General features: G+C 62.6%; 16 protein-coding genes. 11 read left to right on the forward strand and 5 right to left on the reverse strand.

Annotation, left to right across the window (positions count from 1 at the left end; all coding sequences use genetic code 11):
• Nucleotides 1-181 precede the first annotated feature (181 nt).
• Genes NKH95_RS03960 through NKH95_RS03970 form a run of 3 tightly spaced genes read right to left on the reverse strand, consistent with a single transcriptional unit; the run spans nucleotide 182 to nucleotide 2,774 of the window.
• Nucleotides 182-1,105: a carbohydrate kinase family protein gene (locus tag NKH95_RS03960; RefSeq protein ID WP_352891110.1), complete on the reverse strand. Its 924-nt coding sequence runs from the start codon at nucleotides 1,103-1,105 to the stop codon at nucleotides 182-184.
• A complete protein-coding gene (locus NKH95_RS03965) occupies nucleotides 1,102-1,548 on the reverse strand; it encodes an RbsD/FucU family protein (RefSeq protein ID WP_023808513.1) in 447 nt (148 codons plus the stop codon). The genes NKH95_RS03960 and NKH95_RS03965 overlap by 4 nt, the downstream gene beginning before the upstream one ends.
• The gene (locus NKH95_RS03970) at nucleotides 1,548-2,774 is read right to left on the reverse strand and encodes an ROK family transcriptional regulator (protein WP_352441335.1); all 1,227 of its coding nucleotides are present in this window, start codon (nucleotides 2,772-2,774) and stop codon (nucleotides 1,548-1,550) included. Before NKH95_RS03970 ends, NKH95_RS03965 begins: the two co-directional genes overlap by 1 nt.
• A 209-nt stretch (nucleotides 2,775-2,983) precedes the next feature.
• On the opposite strand from NKH95_RS03970, the gene NKH95_RS03975 reads away from it, so the two are divergent.
• The 10 genes from NKH95_RS03975 (at nucleotide 2,984) to bglA (ending at nucleotide 19,309) form a co-directional block, all read left to right on the forward strand.
• On the forward strand, nucleotides 2,984-4,018 hold the full coding sequence (locus tag NKH95_RS03975; protein WP_502895158.1) for a sugar ABC transporter substrate-binding protein: 1,035 nt from the start codon (nucleotides 2,984-2,986) through the stop codon (nucleotides 4,016-4,018).
• A gap of 159 nt (nucleotides 4,019-4,177) precedes the next feature.
• Entirely contained in the window at nucleotides 4,178-5,239 is a 1,062-nt protein-coding gene (locus tag NKH95_RS03980) for an ABC transporter permease (protein WP_352441334.1), read from the forward strand.
• Nucleotides 5,215-6,024: an ATP-binding cassette domain-containing protein gene (locus NKH95_RS03985; RefSeq protein ID WP_352441333.1), complete on the forward strand. Its 810-nt coding sequence runs from the start codon at nucleotides 5,215-5,217 to the stop codon at nucleotides 6,022-6,024. Before NKH95_RS03980 ends, NKH95_RS03985 begins: the two co-directional genes overlap by 25 nt.
• A 234-nt stretch (nucleotides 6,025-6,258) precedes the next feature.
• Nucleotides 6,259-8,727, forward strand: coding sequence for a glycogen/starch/alpha-glucan phosphorylase (locus NKH95_RS03990; protein WP_352609893.1), 2,469 nt, complete (start codon nucleotides 6,259-6,261; stop codon nucleotides 8,725-8,727).
• A gap of 106 nt (nucleotides 8,728-8,833) precedes the next feature.
• Nucleotides 8,834-11,047, forward strand: coding sequence for a 1,4-alpha-glucan branching protein GlgB (gene glgB / locus NKH95_RS03995; RefSeq protein WP_352891111.1), 2,214 nt, complete (start codon nucleotides 8,834-8,836; stop codon nucleotides 11,045-11,047).
• A gap of 35 nt (nucleotides 11,048-11,082) precedes the next feature.
• Complete coding sequence (glgC, locus tag NKH95_RS04000; RefSeq protein WP_023808506.1) at nucleotides 11,083-12,348, forward strand: glucose-1-phosphate adenylyltransferase; 1,266 nt, start codon at nucleotides 11,083-11,085, stop codon at nucleotides 12,346-12,348.
• A gap of 3 nt (nucleotides 12,349-12,351) precedes the next feature.
• Nucleotides 12,352-13,797, forward strand: coding sequence for a glycogen synthase GlgA (glgA, locus tag NKH95_RS04005; RefSeq protein ID WP_128302923.1), 1,446 nt, complete (start codon nucleotides 12,352-12,354; stop codon nucleotides 13,795-13,797).
• Nucleotides 13,798-13,800: 3 nt separating this feature from the next.
• Entirely contained in the window at nucleotides 13,801-15,429 is a 1,629-nt protein-coding gene (locus tag NKH95_RS04010; protein ID WP_352795229.1) for an alpha-D-glucose phosphate-specific phosphoglucomutase, read from the forward strand.
• 255 nt (nucleotides 15,430-15,684) lie between these two features.
• The gene (glgX, locus tag NKH95_RS04015) at nucleotides 15,685-17,700 is read left to right on the forward strand and encodes a glycogen debranching protein GlgX (protein WP_352461321.1); all 2,016 of its coding nucleotides are present in this window, start codon (nucleotides 15,685-15,687) and stop codon (nucleotides 17,698-17,700) included.
• Nucleotides 17,687-19,309, forward strand: coding sequence for a beta-galactosidase BglA (gene bglA / locus NKH95_RS04020; protein ID WP_352441327.1), 1,623 nt, complete (start codon nucleotides 17,687-17,689; stop codon nucleotides 19,307-19,309). The genes glgX and bglA overlap by 14 nt, the downstream gene beginning before the upstream one ends.
• Before the next feature lie 11 nt (nucleotides 19,310-19,320).
• On the opposite strand, the gene NKH95_RS04025 is transcribed toward bglA, so the two are convergent.
• Both NKH95_RS04025 and NKH95_RS04030 read right to left on the reverse strand, forming a co-directional pair.
• Nucleotides 19,321-21,102: a TadG family pilus assembly protein gene (locus NKH95_RS04025; protein ID WP_352752537.1), complete on the reverse strand. Its 1,782-nt coding sequence runs from the start codon at nucleotides 21,100-21,102 to the stop codon at nucleotides 19,321-19,323.
• A complete protein-coding gene (locus NKH95_RS04030; RefSeq protein ID WP_164780233.1) occupies nucleotides 21,103-21,558 on the reverse strand; it encodes a TadE/TadG family type IV pilus assembly protein in 456 nt (151 codons plus the stop codon). It lies immediately after the preceding gene.
• A gap of 368 nt (nucleotides 21,559-21,926) precedes the next feature.
• Between NKH95_RS04030 and NKH95_RS04035 the strand changes: the two genes are divergently transcribed.
• Nucleotides 21,927-23,519, forward strand: a complete 1,593-nt coding sequence (locus tag NKH95_RS04035; protein ID WP_023808499.1) for a peptide ABC transporter substrate-binding protein — start codon at nucleotides 21,927-21,929, stop codon at nucleotides 23,517-23,519.
• Nucleotides 23,520-23,661 lie beyond the last annotated feature (142 nt).

A 23,661-nucleotide genomic window follows, 5' to 3' on the forward strand; every position in this document is an offset into this window, starting at 1 on the left:
CGGGCAGGCGGAGCCCTAAATTGCCCAAGTGTCGCAGTCCGTTACCAGTATTTCCCGGCGAATGTCAGCCAGATGCCGGAAATCCGGGCTTCGTCGGGCGCCATCCCGCCCTCATAGCCCTGGAAAGAGCCCCTGCGAAACATAAAGTGATCGATTGGGCTCAGCTTATGTTGAGCGTTGCTCAGGCGATTTCATGTCGCCAGGGTGGATTGGCGCCGGCCCGCGACACGGTCACTGCCGCCGCCTTCGCGCCGAGCGCCAGCGCCTTGTGGATGGCGTCTTTCGACAAGCCGGAAATCGCCGCCTTGGTCAGCAGGCCCTGCTCATGCAAGGAGGCGAGGATGCCGGCGTTGAAGGTATCGCCGGCACCGACCGTGTCGACCACCTCGACCTTTTCCGGCATGACGGTGACGGCATGTTCCCTGGTATAGCCGACGGCGCCTTCGCTGCCATGGGTGACGACGATCAGCTTCGGGCCTCGATCCAGCCAGTTGCGGATGACATCCTCGTGCGAGCCGGCTTCGCCGAACCAGTTCAGGTCTTCGTCCGACAATTTCACGATGTCGGCCATCGCCATCATCGCGCGAATGCGCCTGAGGTGCTTGGCCTTGTCCGGTATGAAGTTCGGCCGGATGTTAGGATCGAGCATCATGACTCGACTTTGATGCTCGCGCCGCATGAATTCCTCATAGGCACTGCCGGCGGGCTCCGAAATCAGGCTGATGGCACCGAACAGCATGGCTTCGATCTCGCTGCCAAGCTGCGGCAGGTCGTCGACGGTCAGCATGCGGCCGGCGGTGTTCTCGTCATAGAAAGTGTAGGTCGCCTGGCCGTTGGTGAGCTTGACGAAGGCCAGCGTCGTTGGCCGTGGTGAGGTATGCGCATAGGTGGAGCTGACCTTGCTTGCCCCCAGCGCATCCCGGAATTGGCCGCCGAACAGATCCGACGATAGACCCGAAAAGAAGCCTGCCGGCGCGCCGAGCCGGCCAAGCGCGATCGCCGTGTTGAACACCGCGCCGCCGACATAAGGCGCGAAGGCCGGCTCACCCGCTGTCGTCGTGCGCGGCAGCATGTCGATCAGGGCTTCGCCGCAGCAGAGGATCATGGCTTCCTGGTCTCCGGCGGATGGATCACGCCCTTGCGGATGATGATGTTGGCGTAGAGCCGCGGCTCGCTTGTCGCGACGATGGCGTGCGCCGATTTGACCCGTGCATAGAAGTCGGCGCCGGCCAGCGCAACCACCTTGCGGCCTGGCGCCCGTTTGGCGCAGATCGCCTCGATCTCATGATGGACGGGATCGGCAAGCGAGGGATCGCCCTTGACCGAGGCGCGAAACAGCGCCTCCGGCACGGCGTCATCGACAGGCAGGACACTCAATATCGCGTCGAGTACGGGGATAAGAGGGTGGCCATCGGCGCGCACCAGCCGGGTTGCCTGCTGTTCCGCCGGATAGTTTCCGTCGACAAGGGCGATTTCGTCGCCATGCCCCATGCCGCGCAGGATCGCCAGAAGCTCCGGACCGAGCAGCGCCGGAATTCCGATCAGCATCAGGCGCTCCTGGAAATCGTCGTCGAGCCGATCAGGAAGCGTTCGGAAAGTGGCAGGCTGGCGCCGCCGAGCGCCCGGGCATGGATGCCGACGGTTCCCTCGCGAATGGCGGGCAGCTTCAAGCCTTCGCCATCGATCGTGGCGATTGCCGCGATGATGGCGTCGACCAGCCGGCGACGCACCGCCTTCGGCATCCAGCCGTCGATCACCGCCGCTTCGAAATCGATGATCGAGGATGCGGCGACGATGGCGTAGGCGAGCGCTTGCGAGGCGCTGGCGATCCAGTCGTCGAGCTCGGGTCCGATCTCGCCCCAGTCTTCCGGCGAGGTCCACAGATGCGAAGCCTCGATGCCGCGCGCATTGAGCGCCTTTTCGAGCATGGCGATGGAAGCGACATCGATCAGTTGGGTCGGCTTGCCGTCCGGCCCGGGCACCGGCATGGAGCCGAGCGCTCCGGCATTGCCGGTCGGGCCGCCAAAAAGCCGGCCGTTCAGCACAATGCCGCCACCGGCAAAGGCACCGATATAAAAATAGACGAAGTCGCGCGCGGCGCCAGCCTGGCCGAAGACGAGTTCGGCGCCGCAGGCCGACGTGGCATCGTTCTGCAAATAGACCGGAAAATCGCATTGCGCCTGGATGTCGGCCCTGATGTCGCGGTGACGCCATTCGTCCATGACATCGCGCGGGGCGCCGGCGGTATCGGCCCAGTTCCACAATTCGAACGGCATGGCGATGCCGAGCCCGGCGATGCGCTTGTCTTGCGCGGGCGTCAGCTCGCCGCGCATCTGCCGCATGCCGTTGGCGACGAAGTCCACCGTCTCGCGCGGCGCCGGGTAGCGATAGGAATGCTGCAGCATCGAACGGACATGGCCAAGGAAATCTATCAATACCAGTTCAGCGCTGCGGCGGCCGATCTTCAGGCCAATGAAGAAAGCGCCTTCGGGATTGAGCGCCATCGGGATGGAGGGCTGGCCGATCTTGCCGCGCAACGGCGCCTGGCGCAGCAGAAGGCTTTCTTCCTCCAGCTCGCGCATGATGACCGAAACCGTCTGCGCCGAAAGCCCGGTCATGCGGGCGATGTCGGATTTCGCCAGACTGCCGTGCTGGCGCACCAGCGACAGCACCAACCGCTCGTTGTGGTCGCGCATGCCGCTCTGGTTGGTGCCGCGGTGAATGAGGCTGTCACTCACCTCGGGCGAACCGTGCCTCGCAATGGCGGTTTCCACCCTGTTCCTCCCGTCGTTTCCCCTCAATGCTTTTGGGCCAGAATGGGTGAATGAAGCAAGGCTGTCAATAATAAATAAGAGTGATTTAATTATTGACAGAGGCTTCGGCCTGGTGTCTGTTGAGGCAGCGTCCACGCTGGGAGAATTTCGTTGGATGCGCTGCAGGTGCCGGTTGGCCGGCATCGGAATGTTCCACTGGGAGGAAAATCGTGACCAATACAAAACTGTTGAAATCGACCGTGTTTGCCGCCGCGGCTCTGGGGTTGGTGGCGTTTGCGTCGTCCGCATCCGCGGCCGGTGTCGGTGCCTGTCTGATCACCAAGACCGACACCAATCCCTTCTTCGTCAAGATGAAGGAAGGCGCCACGGCGAAGGCCAAGGAACTCGGCGTCGACCTCAAGACCTACGCCGGCAAGATCGACGGCGACAGCGAGAGCCAGGTCGCGGCGATCGAAAGCTGCATCGCCGACGGCGCCAAGGGTATCCTGATCACCGCATCCGACACCAAGGGCATCGTACCGACCGTGAAGAAGGCGCGTGACGCCGGCCTGCTGGTGATCGCGCTCGACACGCCGCTCGATCCCATCGATGCGGCCGACGCAACCTTTGCGACTGACAATCTCGAAGCCGGCAAGCTGATCGGCGCCTGGGCAGCCGCCACGCTAGGCGACAAGGCCAAGGACGCCAAGATCGGCTTCCTCGACCTGACCCCGTCGCAGCCGACCGTCGACGTGCTGCGCGACCAGGGCTTCATGATGGGCTACGGCATCGATGTGAAGGATCCCAACAAGATCGGCGATGAGGACGATGCGCGCATCGTCGGCCACGATGTCACCAACGGCAACGAAGAGGGCGGCCGCAAGGCGATGGAGAACCTCCTGCAGAAGGACAACACCATCAACGTCATCCACACCATCAACGAGCCCGCCGCTGTCGGCGCCTACCAGGCGCTCAAGGCTGTCGGCCTCGAAAGCCAGGTGCTGATCGTCTCCGTCGACGGCGGCTGCCCCGGCGTGAAGTCGGTGGCCGAAGGTGTCATCGGCGCCACGTCGCAGCAATATCCGCTGCAGATGGCAGCGCTCGGCATCGAGGCGATCGCCGCCTTCGCCAAGGACGGAACCAAGCCGAAGCCGACCGAAGGCAAGAACTTCTTCGACACCGGCGTCAACCTGGTGACCGACAAGCCGGCCACCGGCGTGAAGTCCATCGACACCAAGGAAGGCCTCGCCAAGTGCTGGGGCTGATCCCGGTCTGACAGGCATCCAGGGAACCTGAGCGGCCGGGGCTTGATCCCCGGCCGCTTCGGGTGGACGATGGCTCGCGTGACCGCGAACAATCCCGGCAGCAGACCGGAAAGGCGTGGACTGGCGTCGGCGTTTGGCTGAAGCCTACGGGGAGTAAACATGGCTCAAGCTCAGGAATTCGAGAAGGTTCTCTCGAGCAGCGATACAAGCGTTGCCGCTTTTGACGAGCGCAAATCGGCCGTCAAGCGCATCCAGCATTTCCTGCATTCGACGCCGGCCGCGGTGCCGCTGATCGTGCTGGTTCTGGCGATCATCGTCTTCGGCATCACCATCGGAGGGCGGTTCTTTTCGTCCTACACACTGACGCTGATCCTGCAGCAGATCGCCATCATCGGCATTCTGGGTGCTGCGCAGACATTGGTCATCCTGACCGCCGGCATCGACCTGTCGATTGGCGTGATCATGGTGATTTCAGCGGTGATCATGGGCAATTGCGCGGTCAGCTATGGCATGCCGAGCGCGCTCGCCGTGGCGATCGGGCTTGCCGCCGGCGCGGCCTGCGGGCTGCTCAACGGGGTGCTTGTCGCCTACATGAAGCTGCCGCCCTTCATCGTGACGCTTGGCACCTGGAACATCGTCATGGCCACTAACTTCATCTATTCGGCCAACGAGACGATCCGCGACACCGATGTCGACACCCAGGCGCCGCTGCTGCATCTCTTTGCCATCAGCTTCAAGGTCGGCACGGCGGTGCTGACGCTCGGCGTCATTGCCACGGTCGTGCTCGTGATGATCCTCTGGTACGTGCTCAATCACACGGCATGGGGCCGCCATGTCTACGCCGTTGGCGATGATCAGGAGGCGGCGAAGTTGTCGGGCATCCAGACCAAGAAGGTGCTGATGACGGTCTACACCCTTGCCGGGCTGATCGCCGCTTTCGCTGCCTGGGTCTCCATCGGCCGCAACGGCTCGATCTCGCCGTCGGCCGCCGTCACCGACTACAATCTCCAGGCGATCACCGCGACGGTGATCGGCGGTATTTCCCTGTTCGGCGGACGTGGCTCGATCCTGGGCACGCTGTTCGGCGCGATGATCGTCGGCGTCGTCTCCATGGGCCTCAACATGCTGGGCGCCGATCCGCAATGGAAGGTGCTGCTCACCGGTGTGCTGATCATCGGCGCCGTGGCAGTCGACCAATGGATCAGAAAGGTTTCGGCATGACCACGACCCAGGAACCCATTCTCACCGCGCGTGGCCTGGTCAAGCGCTACGGCCGCGTCACCGCCCTCGACAACGCCGACTTCGACCTTTACCCCGGCGAAATCCTTGCGGTCATCGGTGACAATGGCGCCGGCAAATCGTCGCTCATCAAGGCGATTTCCGGCGCTGCCGTGCCCGATGAAGGCGAGATCCGGCTTGAAGGAAAACCCGTCTCCTTCAAATCGCCGATGGAGGCCCGCGAAGCCGGCATCGAGACCGTCTACCAGAACCTGGCGCTGTCGCCCGCGCTGTCGATCGCCGACAACATGTTCCTTGGCCGCGAAATCCGTAAACCGGGTTTTCTGGGCGATTGGCTTCGCATGCTCGATCGCCCGGCGATGGAAAAGCGCGCCCGCGACAAACTTACCGAACTTGGCCTGATGACCATCCAGAACATCAGCCAGGCTGTGGAGACGCTCTCGGGCGGCCAAAGACAGGGCGTTGCCGTGGCACGTGCGGCCGCCTTCGGCAGTCGGGTGGTGATCATGGACGAACCGACGGCCGCGCTTGGCGTCAAGGAAAGCCGCCGCGTGCTCGAATTGATCCTCGACGTCAAGAAGCGCGGCCTCCCGATCGTGCTGATCTCGCACAACATGCCGCATGTCTTCGAAGTGGCCGATCGCATTCACATCCATCGGCTGGGCCGTCGCCTCGCCGTCATCGACCCCAAGCAATATACGATGTCCGATGCCGTCGCCTTCATGACAGGAGCCAAGGCCCCGCCGGAGGCGGCGCTGGCGGCTTGATACATGTCGCCCAAAGTGGCTGGTGCTTGGCAACAGCGGCAAGCACGGAACAGGAATTTGAAGCGCGTCGCGCGGCCGTCTTGACGCGTCACACTTCAGAATTGCCAAATTGCCGCAGGGGGCAAGCCGGATCGAACCTGTTTAAATCGATTGAATATATGGCGGTATCAGCTAGCATGGGCTGGGAGGAGCGATGAAAGCCGGTATGATCATGGCAACCGCACGAGAGGCATCATGACGAGCGCGATGACATCCGAACCCCTTCCGCCACTGCTCGAAAATCCTGATCCAAAGACACTCGCACGTGAAGTCTTGGTGGCCCTCAAATACAGGGTCGGCAAGGACACCACCGTTGCGACCCAGTACGACTGGCTGACCGCCTCGATCAAGGTCGTGCGCGACCGGATCGTCGATCACTGGATGCAGGCGACGAGAGAGGCTTACGACCAGAAGGAAAAGCGCGTCTATTATCTGTCGCTGGAATTCCTCATCGGCCGCCTGATGCGTGATGCCTTCTCCAATCTGGGCCTGATGGACAACATGCGCGAGGCGCTGTCGTCGCTGGGTGTCGACCTCGACTTGATTGCAGCACTCGAGCCCGATGCGGCGCTCGGCAATGGCGGCCTCGGCCGGCTCGCGGCCTGCTTCATGGAAAGCATGGCGACCGTCGACATTCCGGCGCATGGCTACGGCATCCGCTATGCCAATGGCATGTTCCGGCAGGAGATTCACGACGGCTGGCAGGTCGAACTGCCAGAGACCTGGCTTGATCACGGTAACCCGTGGGAATTCGAACGTCGCGAACGCTCCTTCGAGGTTGGTTTCGGCGGTTCGGTGGAATCGATCACCTCCAAGGACGGGCGCCTCGAACGCCATGTCTGGAAACCGACCGAGCATGTGCTGGCCGTCGCCTATGACACGCCCGTCGTCGGCTGGCGGGCCAACCGCGTCAACACGCTGCGGCTCTGGTCGGGGATGCCGGTCGATCCGATCCTGCTAGACAAATTCAATGCCGGTGACCACATCGGCGCGCTAGCCGAAAGCAACAAGGCCGATGCCTTGTCGCGCGTGCTCTATCCCGCCGATTCCCACAAGGCCGGGCAGGAACTGCGGCTTCGGCAGGAGTATTTCTTCTCCACCGCCTCGCTGCAGGACATCGTGCAGCGCCATCTGAGCCAATATGGCGACCTGAAGTCGCTGCCCGACAAGGCTGCGATCCACTTGAACGACACCCATCCCGCCATCGCCGTGCCGGAGTTGATGCGCCTGTTGATGGACGTCCACGGCATGGACTTCGACCAGGCCTGGGATATCACCCAGCGCACCTTCGGCTACACCAACCACACACTGCTGCCCGAGGCGCTGGAAAGCTGGCCGGTGCCGCTGTTCGAGCGGCTTTTGCCGCGCCACATGCAGATCGTCTATGCCATCAACGCTGAAGTGCTTCTGGAGGCGCGTGCTTCCAACCAGTTCTCGGACGAGCAGATTGGCCGCATCTCGCTGATCCAGGAAAATGGCGACCGCCGGGTGCGCATGGGCAATCTGGCCTTTGTCGGCTCGCATTCCATCAACGGCGTTTCGGCTCTTCACACCGACCTGATGAAGGAGACGGTGTTCGCCGACCTGCACAAGCTCTACCCCAATCGTATCAACAACAAGACCAACGGCATCACGCCGCGGCGCTGGCTGATCCAATGCAATCCCGGACTGACGTCGCTCGCCCGCGAGGCGATCGGCGACCGTTTTCTCGATGACATCGACGCCATTAAGGATCTCGACGGTTTCGCCGGCGATGCCGTCTTTCGCGACAAGTTCGCCGCCGTCAAGCGCGCCAACAAGGCGCGATTGGCCAACCTCGTCGCCGACCGGCTCGGCATCAAGGTCGATCCTTCGGCGCTTTTCGACATCCAGATCAAACGCATCCACGAATACAAGCGCCAGCTTCTGAACATCCTCGAGGCGATCGCCCTCTATGACCAGATCCGCTCGCACCCCGAGCGCGACTGGATGCCGCGCGTGAAATTCTTCGGCGGCAAAGCGGCGCCCAGCTACCACAATGCCAAGCTGATCATCAAACTCGCCAACGATGTCGCAAAAGTCATCAACCGCGATCCGGCCGTGCGCGGTCTGCTGAAGGTAGTGTTCGTGCCGAATTACAATGTCAGCCTTGCCGAGATCATGATGCCGGCCGCTGACTTGTCCGAGCAGATCTCGACCGCCGGCATGGAAGCGTCGGGCACCGGCAACATGAAGTTCGCACTGAACGGCGCGCTGACCATCGGCACGCTCGACGGCGCCAATGTCGAGATCAAGGAATGCGTCGGCGACGACAACATCTTCATCTTCGGCCTGACCACCGCCGAGGTCGCCGAGCGGCGCAACAACGGCTACGATCCGCGCGCCGTCATCGAAGGATCGCCCGAGCTGGCGCAAGCGGTCGCGGCTGTTTCGTCAGGCGTCTTCTCGCCGGACGATCCGGAGCGTTACCGCGACCTCGTCAACGGTCTCTACAACAGCGACTGGTTCATGGTCGCCGCCGATTTCGATGCCTATGCCACCGCCCAGCGCGAGGTCGATGCGGTCTGGCGCAACAGTCCCGACTGGTACGCCAGGGCAATCCGCAATGTGGCGCGTGTCGGCTGGTTCTCCTCCGATCGCACGATCCGCCAATATGCGAAAGAAATCTGGAACGTGCCTGCCTGATGTGATTGCATGAGGCCGCAAACAATGTGGTCCCGGTGGTGTGAACTTGAAAGTCGGATCACACCACTAGAAACAAACACTCGGTGCCGGGGAGGGACACTGCCTGATGAAGAAGCTGCGCGCGACCGCTGCGACAAGCGGGCCGGACGGACTGGCGGCAGCCAGCGATGTTGCGGCGATTGTTGCCGGCACGCATGGCGATCCGTTTGCCGTTCTCGGTGTTCAGGAGGCTGGGAAGGGTTTTGTGGCCCGCTGCTTTGTTCCGAATGCCGAATTCGTCACCGCTTATACGCTGACCGGCACCATCGCGGGTGAATTGTCCAGGCGCGACGATGGCGGCTTTTTCGAAGGCAAGCTCTCGATCAAGAAGCGGCAACCGCTTCGCTATCACGCGGGCAACGCCGGCGGCGACTGGTGGCTGACCGATCCCTATTCGTTCGGTCCGGTGCTCGGGCCGATGGACGACTACTACATCGCCGAGGGATCGCATCTCAGGCTGTTCGACAAGCTCGGCGCCCATGTCATCGAGCACGAAGGCGCCACGGGCGTGCATTTCGCCGTCTGGGCTCCCAATGCGCGGCGTGTCTCTGTGGTCGGCGATTTCAACGAATGGGACGGCCGCCGGCACTCGATGCGCGACCGCCGCGACACCGGCATCTGGGAGGTGTTCATTCCCGATATCGGTGCTGGCCGGCCCTACAAATACGAGATCATCGGCCCCGACGGCGTCAGGCTGCCGCTGAAGGCCGATCCGTTCGCCTTCAAATCCGAACTGCGTCCGGCCACCGCTTCGGTCGTTGCTGTGCCGCCGGCGCATGAGTGGGGCGATGAGGCGCATCGCAATTTCTGGCGCAATGCCGATCACCGGCGCGAAGCCATTTCGATCTACGAGGTTCATGCCGGCTCCTGGCAGCTTCGCGACGACGGTACGTTCCTGTCATGGGACGAACTGGCCGACCGGCTCATCCCCTATGTGGTCGAGACCGGCTTCACCCATATCGAATTCATGCCGATCTCTGAACATCCCTATGACCCGTCCTGGGGCTACCAGACGACCGGGCTCTACGCGCCATCGGCCCGCTTTGGCGATCCGGACGGCTTTGCCCGCTTCGTCGACGGCGCCCACCGTGCCGGCGTCGGCGTTATTCTCGACTGGGTGCCGGCGCATTTCCCGGTCGATGAGCACGGCCTGGCCAATTTCGATGGCACCGCGCTCTATGAACATGCCGATCCGCGCAAGGGGTTTCATCCCGACTGGAACACCGCGATCTACAATTTCGGCCGCCGCGAGGTGGTGTCGTTCCTGGTAAACAATGCGTTGTTCTGGGCCGAGAAATACCATGTCGACGGACTTCGCGTCGATGCGGTCGCCTCGATGCTGTACCTCGACTATTCGCGCAAGGCCGGCGAATGGATCCCCAACGAGAAAGGCGGCCGCGAGAACCTTGAGGCGGTCAGCTTCCTGCAGAAGATGAACAAGGAGGTCTACGGCCACCATCCGGGCGTGATGACCATCGCCGAGGAATCGACCTCTTGGCCGAAGGTCTCGGCACCGGTGCATGAAGGCGGGCTGGGCTTCGGCTTCAAGTGGAATATGGGCTTCATGCACGACACGCTGGAGTATTTCTCCAAGGAACCGATCTTCCGAAAGCACCACCACAACGACCTCACCTTCGGCCTGACCTACGCCTTCTCCGAGAATTTCGTGCTGCCGCTCTCGCATGACGAGGTCGTGCACGGCAAAGGCACGTTGCTTGGCAAGATGGCCGGCGACGATTGGCAGAAGTTTGCGACGCTGCGCGCCTACTACGCTTTCATGTGGGGCTATCCCGGCAAGAAGCTGCTTTTCATGGGGCAGGAGTTCGCGCAGCGCCGCGAATGGAGCGAGGCGCGCGCGCTCGACTGGAACCTGCTTGAATTCCGGCCGCATCGCGGCGTCTGGCAGACGGTGCGCGATCTCAACTATCTCTACCGTTCGCGCCCGGCACTGCATGGCCGTGATTGTGAGCCGGAAGGGTTTTCCTGGCTGATCGTCGATGACAGCCAGAATTCGGTTTTTGCCTGGCTGCGCAGTGCACCGGGCGGCAGCCCGGTGGCCGTCATTTCCAATTTCACGCCGGTGCCGCGTGACAATTATCGCGTGCCGTTGCCGATATCAGGCAAATGGCGCGAAATCATCAACACCGACGCTTCCGAATATGGCGGGTCCGGCAAGGGCAATGGCGGCATGGTCGAGGCACGGGCGGAGGGAGGAAGCATCTCCGCGACGATGCTTTTGCCGCCGCTGTCGACGATCATGCTTGAACTCGTTGCCGACTGAGCCATGTCGATATCGAGTAACTTGGGAGGGTAGAAATGGCAGACTTGAAACGGACCCAGCCGCTGGCGCGCGATGCCATGGCCTATGTATTGGCCGGCGGCCGTGGGAGCCGCCTCAGGGAACTGACCGACCGGCGTGCCAAGCCGGCCGTATATTTCGGCGGCAAGACGCGCATTATCGACTTCGCGCTCTCCAATGCTCTGAATTCCGGCATTCGCCGCCTTGGCGTTGCCACCCAGTACAAGGCGCATTCGCTGATCCGTCATCTGCAGCGCGGCTGGAACTTCCTGCGGCCCGAGCGAAACGAGAGTTTCGACATCCTGCCGGCCAGCCAGCGCGTCTCGGAAACGCAGTGGTATGAAGGCACCGCCGACGCCGTTTATCAGAACATCGACATCATCGAGGCCTACGGGCCCGAATACATGGTGATCTTGGCCGGCGACCACATCTACAAGATGGACTACGAGATGATGCTTCGCCAGCACGTCGACGCCAATGCCGATGTCACCGTCGGCTGCCTCGAAGTGCCGCGCATGGAAGCCACCGGCTTCGGCGTCATGCATGTCGATGCCAAGGACAACATCATCGCCTTCGTCGAAAAACCCGCCGATCCGCCCGGCATTCCCGATAAGCCGGAATTCGCGCTGGCTTCGATGGGCATCTACGTGTTCAAGACCAAATTCCTGATGGAGCAATTGCGCCGCGATGCGGCCGAGCCGGGCTCAAGCCGCGACTTCGGCAAGGACATCATCCCCTATATCGTCCAGCACGGTAAGGCGATCGCGCATCGCTTCGCCAAATCCTGCGTCCGCTCGACCGCCGAGAACGAGGCCTACTGGCGCGACGTCGGAACGGTCGACGCCTATTGGGAAGCCAATATCGACCTGACCGACATCACGCCTGAACTCGACCTCTACGACCGCGACTGGCCGATCTGGACCTATGCCGAATTGAAGCCGCCGGCAAAGTTCGTGCATGACGAGGATGGCCGCCGCGGTTCGGCCGTGTCCTCGCTTGTCTCGGGCGACTGCATCGTCTCCGGTGCGTCGCTCAAAAGAAGCCTGATCTTCACCGGCGCGCGCATCAATTCCTTTTCGACGCTGGAAGAAGTCGTCATGCTGCCCGACGTTCATGTCGGCCGGAACGCAAAGTTGAAGCGCGTGGTCATCGACCATGGTGTTAGGATACCGGAAGGCCTGGTGGTCGGCGAAGATCCCGTCCTCGACGCCAAGCGCTTTCGGGTCTCGGAGAAAGGCATCTGCCTGGTCACCCAGGACATGATCGACAAGTTAGGGCTCTAACGCATGCAGGTTCTGTCGGTCACGCCCGAGATCTTTCCGCTGATCAAGACCGGAGGGCTTGCCGACGTGACCGGCGCGCTGCCCATTGCCTTGGCGGGCAAGGGCGTGACCGTGCGCACGCTCATCCCAGGGTTTCCGACCGTCATGGCCGCCTTCAAGAAGAAGCGGGCGGTTCTGCAATATCCCTTGCTGCAGGGCGGCAAGGCCTCCGTCCATTCAGTCCAACTCGCCGGGCTCGAACTGTTCGTGCTCGATGCGCCGCATCTGTTCGACCGTCCCGGCGGTCCCTACGGCAACGCCACCGGCGTGGACTGGCCAGACAATTGGCGGCGTTTCGCGGCGTTGAGCCAGGTCGGCGGCGACATCGCCGGTGGCGCCATCTCTGGCTACCAACCCGACATCGTCCATGCCCATGACTGGCAGTCGGCGATGACCCTGGCCTATATGCGCTACGGCAAGGCGGTCGGCGTGCCATCGATGATGACTGTCCACAACCTCGCTTTCCAAGGCCAGTTCGGCGCCGCCATCTTTGGCGAACTCGGCCTGCCGGCAGCGGCGATGGCGCTCGACGGCGTGGAATATTATGGCGGTGTCGGCTTCCTCAAGGCCGGCCTGCAGGCCGCCTGGGCGATCACCACGGTCAGTCCGACCTACGCGCAGGAGATCCGCTCGGCGGAATTCGGCATGGGCCTCGACGGCCTCATCAACATGCGCTCCAGCGATCTCTATGGCATAGTCAACGGCATCGACACCGACATCTGGGATCCGGAAACCGACAAGCACCTGGTGTCCACCTATACGGCTAGCACGCTGAAGGCGCGCGCGCCCAACAGGGTTGCCGTGGAAGACCGCTTCAGCCTTGAGCGCGACGACAGCCCGATCGTCTGCGTCGTCAGCCGCCTAACCTGGCAAAAGGGCATGGATACCTTGGCGACAGCGGTCGACGGCATTGTTGCGACCGGCGCGCGCCTGGCCATCCTCGGCTCGGGCGATGCCGGCCTCGAAGGCGCGCTGCTCGCCGCCGCCGCCCGGCATCGCGGCCGCATTGGGGTCGTCGTCGGCTACGACGAGGGGCTGTCGCACATCATGCAAGGCGGCTGCGACGCCATCGTCATTCCCTCGCGCTTCGAACCGTGCGGGCTGACGCAGCTTTACGGCCTGCGCTATGGCTGCGTACCCGTGGTTGCCCGCACCGGCGGCCTTGCCGACACGGTAATCGACGCCAATGAGGCTGCCGTTTCGGCCGGCGTCGCCACCGGCTTCCAGTTCGCGCCCAACAATGGCGGTGCCTTGCTGCACGCCATCCGCCGCCTCGTCGACGCACATGCCAGTCCGGCGGTCTGGGAATCGTTGCAGCGCCAGGGCATGAAGGCCGATGTGTCATGGGACAAGAGCGCGGAAAAATATGTCGAACTCTATCGCTCTCTGCTTTCGAAAAGGGTTGCCTGAAGCATGATACGCACCGTCCCCACCAAGCCTTATTCCGACCAGAAGCCCGGCACGTCGGGCCTGCGCAAGAAGGTGCCTGTCTTTCAGCAGGAGCACTATGCCGAGAATTTCATCCAGTCGATCTTCGACGCGCTCGACGGTTTCAAGGGCAAGACCCTGGTGATCGGCGGCGATGGCCGCTTCTACAACCGCGAGGTCATCCAGAAGGCCATCGCCATGGCAGCCGCCAACGGCTTCGGCAAGGTGATGGTCGGGCAGGGCGGTATCCTGTCGACGCCGGCCGCCTCGCATGTCATCCGCAAATACAAGACCTTTGGCGGCATCATCCTGTCGGCCAGCCACAATCCTGGCGGCCCGCATGAGGATTTCGGCATCAAGTACAATGCCGGCAATGGCGGCCCGGCGCCGGAAAAGCTGACCGACGCGATGTTCGAAAAGACCAGGGCGATTTCGAGCTTCAAGATCGCGGACATCGATCCGATCGACATCGACACAACAGGCACGGTCAAGGCCGCCGGCATGACGGTCGAGATCATCGACCCGGTCGCCGACTATGCCGAACTGATGGAAAGCCTGTTCGATTTCGATGCCTTGCGCAAACTGTTCAAATCCGGCTTCCGCATGCGCTTCGACGCCATGCACGCGGTGACCGGCCCCTACGCCAAGGAGATCCTGGAAAACCGGCTCGGCGCGCCCATCGGCACCTGCCGCAATTTCAAGCCGCTGCCGGATTTCGGCGGCCATCACCCGGACCCGAACCTCGTCCATGCCAAGCACCTCTATGACGAGATGATGGGACCAGACGCGCCGGATTTCGGCGCTGCCTCGGATGGCGACGGCGACCGCAATCTGATCATCGGCAAGGGCATTTTCGTCACCCCGTCGGACTCGGTTGCCATGCTTGCCGCCAACGCCCGCCTGGCGCCCGGCTACAAGGGCGGGCTGAAGGGCATCGCCCGCTCGATGCCGACCAGTGGCGCTGCCGACCGCGTCGCCGAAAAACTCGGCATCGCCCTCTATGAGACGCCGACAGGCTGGAAGTTCTTCGGCAATCTGCTCGACGCCGACATGGCGACGATCTGCGGCGAGGAAAGTGCCGGCACCGGTTCCAACCACGTCCGCGAAAAGGACGGCCTTTGGGCGGTGCTTTTGTGGCTCAACATCCTTGCCGCGCGGGGCGAAAGCTGCAAGCAGATCGTCGCCGAGCACTGGGCGACCTACGGTCGCAACTACTATTCGCGGCACGATTATGAAGAGGTTGAGAGCGACCGCGCCACCGCATTGGTCGACGAACTGCGCGCCAAGCTCGGCGCGCTGCCGGGTGCCAGCGTGCGCGGCATGACAATCGCCAGCGCCGAGGACTTTGCCTATCACGATCCCGTCGACGGTTCGATCAGCGAGCATCAGGGCATCAGGGTGCTGTTTGAAGGTGGTTCGCGGGTGGTCTTTCGGCTGTCCGGCACCGGCACGTCAGGTGCCACGCTGCGCGTCTATATCGAGCGCTACGAGTCGGACAAGTCGAGGCACGACCTCGACACCCAGGCCGCCCTTGCCGATCTGATAGCCGCGGCCGATGATATTGCCGGGATTCACAGCCATACCGGCCGCGCCGAGCCAAGTGTGATTACTTGAGGATGGCGCTGCACGCGCCCATAGCTCTCGCAGAGCGCCAGGTTAGATAATGACGGGCGTATGGCGCTGCACCCCCCTCTGGCCTGCCGGCCATCTCCCCCTCAAGGGGGGAGATCGGCAGTTTCAGCGCCTCGTTCCTCATGCTGCGTTGGCCGTTGGCGAAAGCGATGCGACGGTCCGATCTCCCCCCTTGAGGGGGAGATGCCCGGCAGGGCAGAGGGGGGTGCCTCGCGCTAACCTTGGCGGTATTTTCCAGTGACCCAGCTCGGCGCCACCGTCACCCGCGAAGGCATCCGCTTTGCCGCTTGGTCGCAGGCCGCCCGTCGGCTCTGGCTCTCGATCTTCGACGAGCAGGGCAATCGGGAAATCGAACGGCTCGAACTGCAGCCGGAAGGTGAGGGCGTCCATGCGCTGTTCGTTGCGGGCCTTGGCCAGGGCATCCGCTACGGCTTTCGCGCCGATGGCGACTACGCGCCGGAGCGCGGGCTGTGGTTCGACCCTGCCAAGCTCCTGACCGATCCTTACGCCGTCGAGATCGACAGGTCCTATGTCTATGACTGGCGGCTGGCCCAGCGCCGGGGCGAGGGCGCCGATACCGCACCGCTGATGCCGAAGGCGATTGCCGCTGCGCTGCCGAAGCCGGTGCAGGCTGCCCCGCCGCTATTCCAGCCGGGCGGCCTTATTTACGAAGTGCCGGTGCGCGCCTTCACCATGCTGCATCCGGACATTCCCGAAAAATTGCGCGGAACAGTCGCCGCACTTGCTCACCCGGCGGTTATCGAGCATCTGAAAAAACTCGGGGTTGGCGCGGTCGAACTGATGCCGGTGACCGCGTCGATCGATGAGCGACATTTGCCGCCGCTCGGGCTGCGCAATGCCTGGGGCTACAATCCCGTGACTTTCATGGCCCTCGATCCGCGTTTGGCGCCGGGCGGCATCATGGAGTTGCGAAACACGGTCGCCGTGCTGCGCGAGGCTGGCATCGGCGTCATCCTCGACCTCGTCTTCAACCACACCGGCGAGAGCGACTGGCTTGGCCCGACGTTGTCGCTGCGCGGTCTGGACAACCAGGCCTACTACCGGCACTCATCAGACGGCGGGCTGGCCAACGATACCGGCACCGGCAACACGGTCGCTTGCGACCATCCTGTCGTCCAGGAGATGGTCCTCGACACGCTTCGCCATTTCGTCAGGGATGCCGGCGTCGACGGCTTCCGCTTCGACCTGGCGCCCATTTTGGGCAGGGTCGAAGGAACATTCGATGCCGAGGCGTCGTTGCTGAGAGCGATGCGCGACGACCCGCTGCTGGCCGATCGGGTGTTGATCGCCGAGCCGTGGGACATCGGTTCCGACGGCTATCAGCTCGGTAATTTCCCGCCGCCCTTCCTCGAATGGAACGACAAGTATCGCGACGATGTCAGACGCTTCTGGCGCGGCGACGCCGGCATGGTCGGTGCGCTGGCGACCCGGCTTGCCGGTTCGTCCGATGTGTTCGCAACGAACAGGCAAAACGCCAGTCGGACCGTCAATTTCATCGCCGCCCATGACGGCATGACGCTCGCCGATATCGTGCGCTACGAGCGCAAGCACAACGAAGCCAATGGCGAGCAGAACCGCGACGGCCACAATGAAAACCTGTCCTGGAACAACGGCGCCGAAGGGGATGCGGACGATCCGGCCGTACCAACTGCTCGCCTGAACGATCAGCGCGCGCTGCTCGCCACGCTGTTTGCCTCACGCGGCACCATCATGCTGACCGCGGGCGACGAATTCGGCCGCACCCAGCAAGGCAACAACAACGCCTATGCGCAGGACAACGAGATCACCTGGCTCGTCTGGGCCGGCCGTGACCAGGCGCTGGAGCGCTACACGGTGGAACTCTCGAGGCTGCGCCGGTCGATGCCGGCGCTCTTCGATACAAGCTTCCTAACTGGCCAGCCGCAGGCAGGTTCGGGGACGCCGGACGTCGCATGGCTGACCGAAACGGGCACGCCGCTCGATGGACAAAGCTGGCAAGATCCGCAGCGGCACCGTCTTGTCATGATCCTGGGTGGCGCCAGCGACGACGAGCGCCGTCTCGCGGTGCTCGTCAACGGCGATCGTAGGGCCTGCATGTTCACCTTGCCTGAGCGTGAAGGATTTTGCTGGGTGCCAGCCCTCGAAACCGCCGAGCCAGCGGACAGCTCGCGACCGATATCGGGACGGGCGGTGATCTTCATGATCGAACGAGCGCAGGCCGGCACAGGGGAGAAGCGCAATGGCGGCAGGTGACAAGACCGGATGGTGGCGCGGTTGCGTCATCTACCAGATCTATCCGCGCTCCTTCCAGGACACGACCAGCGACGGCAGCGGCGATCTCGCCGGCATTACGTCGAGGCTCGCTCATGTCGCTTCGCTTGGTGTCGACGCAGTCTGGCTGTCGCCTTTCTTCAAGTCGCCGATGGCCGATATGGGCTACGACGTGTCGGATTACTGCGATGTCGATCCGATGTTCGGCACGCTCGAGGACTTCGATGCGCTGGTCGCCGAGGCGCATCGTCTCGGCCTGAAGATCGTCATCGACCAGGTGCTGTCGCATTCGTCCGACAAGCACGACTGGTTTGTCGAAAGCCGCGCCAGCCGCGATAACCCCAAGGCCGACTGGTACATCTGGGCCGATACCAAGCCCGATGGCGGCGCGCCCAACAACTGGCTCTCCGTCTTCGGTGGCCCGGCCTGGGAATGGGATTCGACCCGCCGGCAGTATTACATGCACAATTTCCTTGCCTCGCAGCCCGACCTGAATTTCCACAACCCGGAGGTCCAGGACGCGCTTCTCGACACGGTGCGGTTCTGGCTGGAGCGCGGCGTCGACGGCTTCCGGCTCGATACGGTCAATTACTATGTCCACGACCGCTGGCTGCGCAGCAATCCGCCGCTGGCGTCGAGCGTCGCCGGCACCAACGGCGAGACCAACACCTACCTCTACCAGGAGCATCTGTTCGACAAGACGCAGCCGGAAAACCTGGCGTTCCTGCGCCGCTTGAGGGCGCTGCTCAACGAATACGACAACCGCGCCGCGGTCGGCGAAATCGGCGATGAAGGCCGTTCGCTGCAGACGCTCGCCGCCTACACCTCCGGCGGCGACAAGCTGCATATGTGTTACACCTTCGACCTGCTCGGTCCGCAGTTCTCGGCCGCGCATGTGCGTGGCTGCGTCGCAGCCTTCGAGGCGGCCGTCTCCGACGGCTGGGTCTGCTGGGCATTCTCCAACCATGACGTCGTGCGCCATGTCAGCCGCTGGACAAGGCCGGATAGCGATCCCGACGCGGTCGCAAGATTCTCGATCATGCTGCTCGCCTGCCTGCGCGGCTCGATCTGCCTCTATGAGGGCGAGGAACTGGGCCTGGAGGAGGCGGAACTGGCCTATGAGGATCTGCGCGATCCCGTCGGCATCCGCTTCTGGCCAGGCGTCAAGGGCAGGGATGGGTGTCGCACGCCGATGGTCTGGGAGGCCGGCGCCGACAATGCAGGCTTCTCCACGGCCAAGCCGTGGCTGCCGATACCGGCCAGCCATCGCACCCACGCGGTCGACGTCCAGAATGCCGACACGGCCTCGGTGCTGAAGTCCTATCGGACCACGCTGGCCTTGCGCGGAGAGCATGAGGCGCTGGTATCAGGCTCGATCCGCTTTCTCGACGCCGAGGGTGACGTGCTCGCTTTCATTCGCGAGGGCGGCGGCGAAAGACTGCTCTGTGTCTTTAATTTCGCCGAGGGATCGGCCAATTGGCAGTTGCGGGGGGACATCGGAGCGGTTGTACAGCTGGATGGCAATGCCGCGGTCGTCGAGACCGAGCTTTTGCTGCCAGCGCTCGGAGCCTTTGTTGGCAGGCTCGACTGATACCCGGACCGTTACTGCACCAGCACCGCACGTCCGCATGTCGCGCCGGTGACCCGGACATCGGCTTCGCCGAGATGCACGCCGAGCGTATCGAGCAGATTGTAAAGCAATGTGTCGACTGGTGCGGTCACGGTTTTCAAGAGCGTCGTCACCGCAGGTTTCACTGCGCCGAGCAGGGCGGTTACGTCAAGCCCGAGGATACCCAGCGCGTTGACGGAGAGTGACAACTTGTCGACCAGTGATGTTGTCAGCGTCTGAGTCAGGTCCCGTGTCGGCGTCGTCTTGATGGTTTTGGCGGCGATCTCGGTTTTGTTGAAGACCAGGTTGGTCGGGCTGACGTTGGTGATATCGGCACCCGCCGACCCCTTCACCAGTATTAGCGGGATTTTTAGCAGCAACAGATTGAGGCTGACATCCGCTATGTTGGCGTCGGAGAACGACTGCGGGTTGCTGAAATCGGCGAAAGCGGTGGGGCTGTTATCGGCGTCGCTGGCGGCAAGGTTCACCGCGGCGACGCCGGGCTTCGCGGCAATGGTAACCTTCAGGCTGTCGGGGCCGGTCGGGCAGCTGATGTCGGTCAGCTTGGCCTCGGCGTAGGCCACTTCGACATTCAGCGGCAGCTTGACCGACAGCAGGCTGATGCCGCCGCCCAGGTTTGGATTGCCGACGCCGACCGTGACCAGCAGCTTGATGCGCGTTTGCGCGGTGCGCACCACGGTGCCGGCTTCTCCAACCGCCAGCCATGGCGAGGATTGCGGCGGTTCGCCGATGGCGATGGCGAGCGTGGTCGACAGCACCCCGGGAATGGTGGCGCCGAGGGCGACGTCGACCTGCTTCGAACCGTTTGCCAGTCCGGCAGCGGCCGTCAGCATTCCCAAGGCGCTGGCATCGACGCCGAGGCCGGCGGGCCTTTGCCCGAGGCCCAATTTGCCGACGGAGCCGAGATCGACCAGATGACTGAGCGGGATCTTTACCGTGCTGGTCGACTTGGACGCGATCGTCTGCAGGGCGACCTTGGCCGTGTTGCCAAGCCCGGGCACATTGGCCATGGCCGTGGCGATCTGGCCGACGGTCGCCTTCGATGCCAGCACATCCGAATACGACACGCCGGTCAGGTTCAGCTGTGTGGCAACGCCGTCGACGAAGGAGAGCACGCTCACATCCGCCGAGATCAGCGCGTTGTAGTCCATGACGCTGAGCGAGATGTTGCTGCCGAGAAGTCCGCCGAGAAGCGCGTTGAGGATGCCGCCATTGAGGCTGGCGAGCCTCGATCCGACCGAGAACGTCGCCTGCGGCGTCATGCTGGCGGTGGCTTGGGTGCCGATGACGGGAGTGGGGATCAGCGAACTCGCGAAATAGCGGGCAGGGATCTTCTTCAGGGTGACGCGGACGGCATTGTAGGGTGTTATGCTGGCCTGGAAACGCTGGCCCACATTGGCCCCGGATGCCACATATCTCCCGGGCGTGACCGTCACGACGGTTTTGCCGGCCGCCGGCTCGATCGTCTGTCCCGAGCTTTGAACGACAACCCCTGGCATGCCGTTGTCGGTCAGCGTGGTGACAACCGCTGTGTTGACTTTGGTCATGTTCGAGGCGGCGGTGATCGCCGCCAGATCCACCATTGCCTGTGCTTCGCGGCGCTCGGTGTAGATCGAGGCTTCGTCGATGGCCACCGCGGCCAGGGCCAGCGCCACCGGCGCGCTCAATGCCGCCATGACGGTGAAGTTCGCTTTCCTGTCACCCAGCATCAACCGGGCAAGCCGACCGATCCCATTGCACGCATGCAGCAGCATTTAAATGCCCCCGACCCTGATCGTTGACTGGCGCTTGATGGTGGTCCCGGGCATGGCTATGCCCGGGAAAAGGTTCCAGATCGGCAGGTTGCGGGCATCGTACTGGATGGCCACCACGAACTGGCTTCCATCGGCCGCGCTGTCGTTGGCCTGGTAGGTCAACTTGCTGACATCCACGAAGGGATATCCGCCGGCATTGTTGGTGACGAAGCTGGCCACGAGCGTCTGGCGCTCGGTCTGGTTCAGCCCGGCAATTGCCGTGCGGGCGGCATCCGCTGCGATCTGCTGGATCGAGTTGGCGGCGCCGAAGTATATACCATATGCAACCATTCCGAGTAGAAGAAGAATGAAAATCGGTGAAAGTAAGGCAAATTCGACCGCAGAAGTTCCACGTTCCTCTTGAAATTTTCGCACCAATTGAAAGACCTTGGGCAATTTACTTGCTCCGTTGCTCATAGCCGCCACGCGTCTGAGATCGAACTGTATAGAAGGCAATCATAATGTAACCTGTGGTTGCTTAAGAACGCATTAAGACATTCCGGCAAACTGGCGTGGCTCCGATTCGCGGTGAAAAATGACGTCGAGGTGAAGAAACCAAGTCAAGCTTCTGGTTTCGGCTGGTGTTTCAGCGGCCACGCCATAGCTTTCGTCCGCCTTACTTTGGGTGACCCAGAGAGTCTGTTGAAATAAAAATTCTCCGCGTTAGTGTCTGGGCACGAGCCGCAGGATGGGAACCAGCGGCGCGCTCAAAGGGGTCAGATATCGGCTCCAGGGCGTCAACACTTAATAGGCGCGCCAACGGCAGCGCCGACAGGGAGAACTTCATGCTGAAAAACATGCTGAAGGCGACGGTGCTCGCCACGACCATGGCGCTGGCCGCCGGCACGTTCTACACGCCGGCTTTCGCCGAGACCGTCTATAACAGAGGCAGCGCCGCCGAAGCGGAGACGGTCGATCCGCACAAGACCTCGACAGTCTACGAAGCCGATATCATACGCGACCTGTTCCAGGGCCTGGTCATGCATGACCAGAAGACGAACCTCATTCCGGGCGCGGCCGAAAGCTGGACAGTGTCCGACGACGGCACTGTCTACACCTTCAAGCTGCGCAAGGATGGCCTCTGGTCGGATGGCAGCCCGGTGACGGCGGACGACTTCGTCTATTCGTTTCGTCGGCTGGAAGACCCGGCCACCGCTGCCGAATACGCCTCGATGCTGTACCCGGTGAAGGGTGCGGAGGACGTCAACACCAAGAAGGGCAAGCCGGAGGATATGGGTGTCAAAGCGATTGATGCAAATACCCTCGAAGTCACGCTGAAGGCGCCGACGCCTTACTTCCTGGAGATGCTGACCCATCAGGCCACCTATCCGGTCAACAAGGCTTCGATCGACAAGCTCGGCGCCGACTGGATCAAGGCGGGTAATCTCGTTTCGAACGGCGCCTATACGCTGGCCGAGTGGATTCCCAACGACCACATGAAGCTGGTCAAGAATCCGAAATTCTGGGACGCCGCGACCGTCAAGATGGACGTCGTCAACTATATCCCGACCGAAGACCGCTCATCGGCGATGAAGCGCTTCGAGGCCGGCGAACTCGACAGCTACGGCGACCTGCCGACCGAACAGCTCGCTGACCTCAAGACCAAGTTCGGCGACCAGGTCCGCGTCGGACCTTATCTCGGCACCTATTATTATGCGATCAAGACCGACAAGGCGCCGTGGGACAATGTCGAACTGCGCAACGCCATCTCGATGGCGATCGACCGCGACTTCCTCGCCGAGAAGGTCTGGCAGAACTCGATGCTGCCTGGCTATTCGATGGTGCCTCCGGGCATCGCGGGCTACTCGCCGGCAACGGCCAAATACGCCGACATGTCGCAGATCGACCGCGAGGACGCTGCCAAGAAGACCCTCGAGAAACTCGGCTATACGCCCGAGCATCCCTTGAAGATGGAGATCCGCTACAACACGTCGGAAAACCACAAGAACACGGCCGTCGCCATCCAGGAACAGTTGAAGCCGCTCGGCGTCGACGTCTCGCTCGTCAACACCGACACCAAGACCCACTACTCCTTCCTCGAGCAGAAGGGCGACTACGACGTGGCGCGTGCCGCCTGGATCGCCGACTACAAGGATCCGGAGACCTTCCTCGGCATCACCCGCAAGGCCAGCGGTAACAACTATTCGAGCTATGTCAGCCCGGCATATGAAGCGGCCATGGACAAGGCGGCGGCTGCCGGCGGTAAGCCGGAAGAGCGCATGAAGGACCTCGCTGAGGCCGAGCGCATCCTTGTCGATGACGTCGGTAACATTCCGCTTCTCTACTACAGCTTCCACGACATCGTTTCCTCGAAGCTGCATGGCTTCGACGACAATGTGATGGATATCCATCCGTCCCGCTTCATCAGTAAGGACTGATCCTTAGCCGGGCCGCCGCGCAACTCAATGCGCGGCGGTGCTGGTTGGCCATCGCATCGGTCCGGAAACCGGAATCGATTTTCGGTATGTCGGTGCGAAGATTTGAAGGCTAGAGCGCAACCGTCCGGCTGGACGCGCGTTG

Origin of the sequence: Mesorhizobium sp. M0848 (genome assembly GCF_040319805.1) — a bacterium.
Taxonomy (GTDB): Bacteria; Pseudomonadota; Alphaproteobacteria; order Rhizobiales; family Rhizobiaceae; genus Mesorhizobium.

Coding starts and splice junctions, on each gene's coding strand:
- NKH95_RS03960 (WP_352891110.1), bottom strand. CDS start 1,105: ATGATCCTCTGCTGCGGCGAAGCCCTGATCGACATGCTGCCGCGCACG.
- glgB (WP_352891111.1), top strand. CDS start 8,834: ATGAAGAAGCTGCGCGCGACCGCTGCGACAAGCGGGCCGGACGGACTG.
- NKH95_RS04035 (WP_023808499.1), top strand. CDS start 21,927: ATGCTGAAAAACATGCTGAAGGCGACGGTGCTCGCCACGACCATGGCG.
- bglA (WP_352441327.1), top strand. CDS start 17,687: ATGGCGGCAGGTGACAAGACCGGATGGTGGCGCGGTTGCGTCATCTAC.
- NKH95_RS04025 (WP_352752537.1), bottom strand. CDS start 21,102: ATGCTGCTGCATGCGTGCAATGGGATCGGTCGGCTTGCCCGGTTGATG.
- NKH95_RS04010 (WP_352795229.1), top strand. CDS start 13,801: ATGATACGCACCGTCCCCACCAAGCCTTATTCCGACCAGAAGCCCGGC.
- NKH95_RS03965 (WP_023808513.1), bottom strand. CDS start 1,548: ATGCTGATCGGAATTCCGGCGCTGCTCGGTCCGGAGCTTCTGGCGATC.
- NKH95_RS03990 (WP_352609893.1), top strand. CDS start 6,259: ATGACGAGCGCGATGACATCCGAACCCCTTCCGCCACTGCTCGAAAAT.
- glgC (WP_023808506.1), top strand. CDS start 11,083: ATGGCAGACTTGAAACGGACCCAGCCGCTGGCGCGCGATGCCATGGCC.
- glgA (WP_128302923.1), top strand. CDS start 12,352: ATGCAGGTTCTGTCGGTCACGCCCGAGATCTTTCCGCTGATCAAGACC.
- NKH95_RS03985 (WP_352441333.1), top strand. CDS start 5,215: ATGGATCAGAAAGGTTTCGGCATGACCACGACCCAGGAACCCATTCTC.
- NKH95_RS04030 (WP_164780233.1), bottom strand. CDS start 21,558: ATGAGCAACGGAGCAAGTAAATTGCCCAAGGTCTTTCAATTGGTGCGA.
- NKH95_RS03980 (WP_352441334.1), top strand. CDS start 4,178: ATGGCTCAAGCTCAGGAATTCGAGAAGGTTCTCTCGAGCAGCGATACA.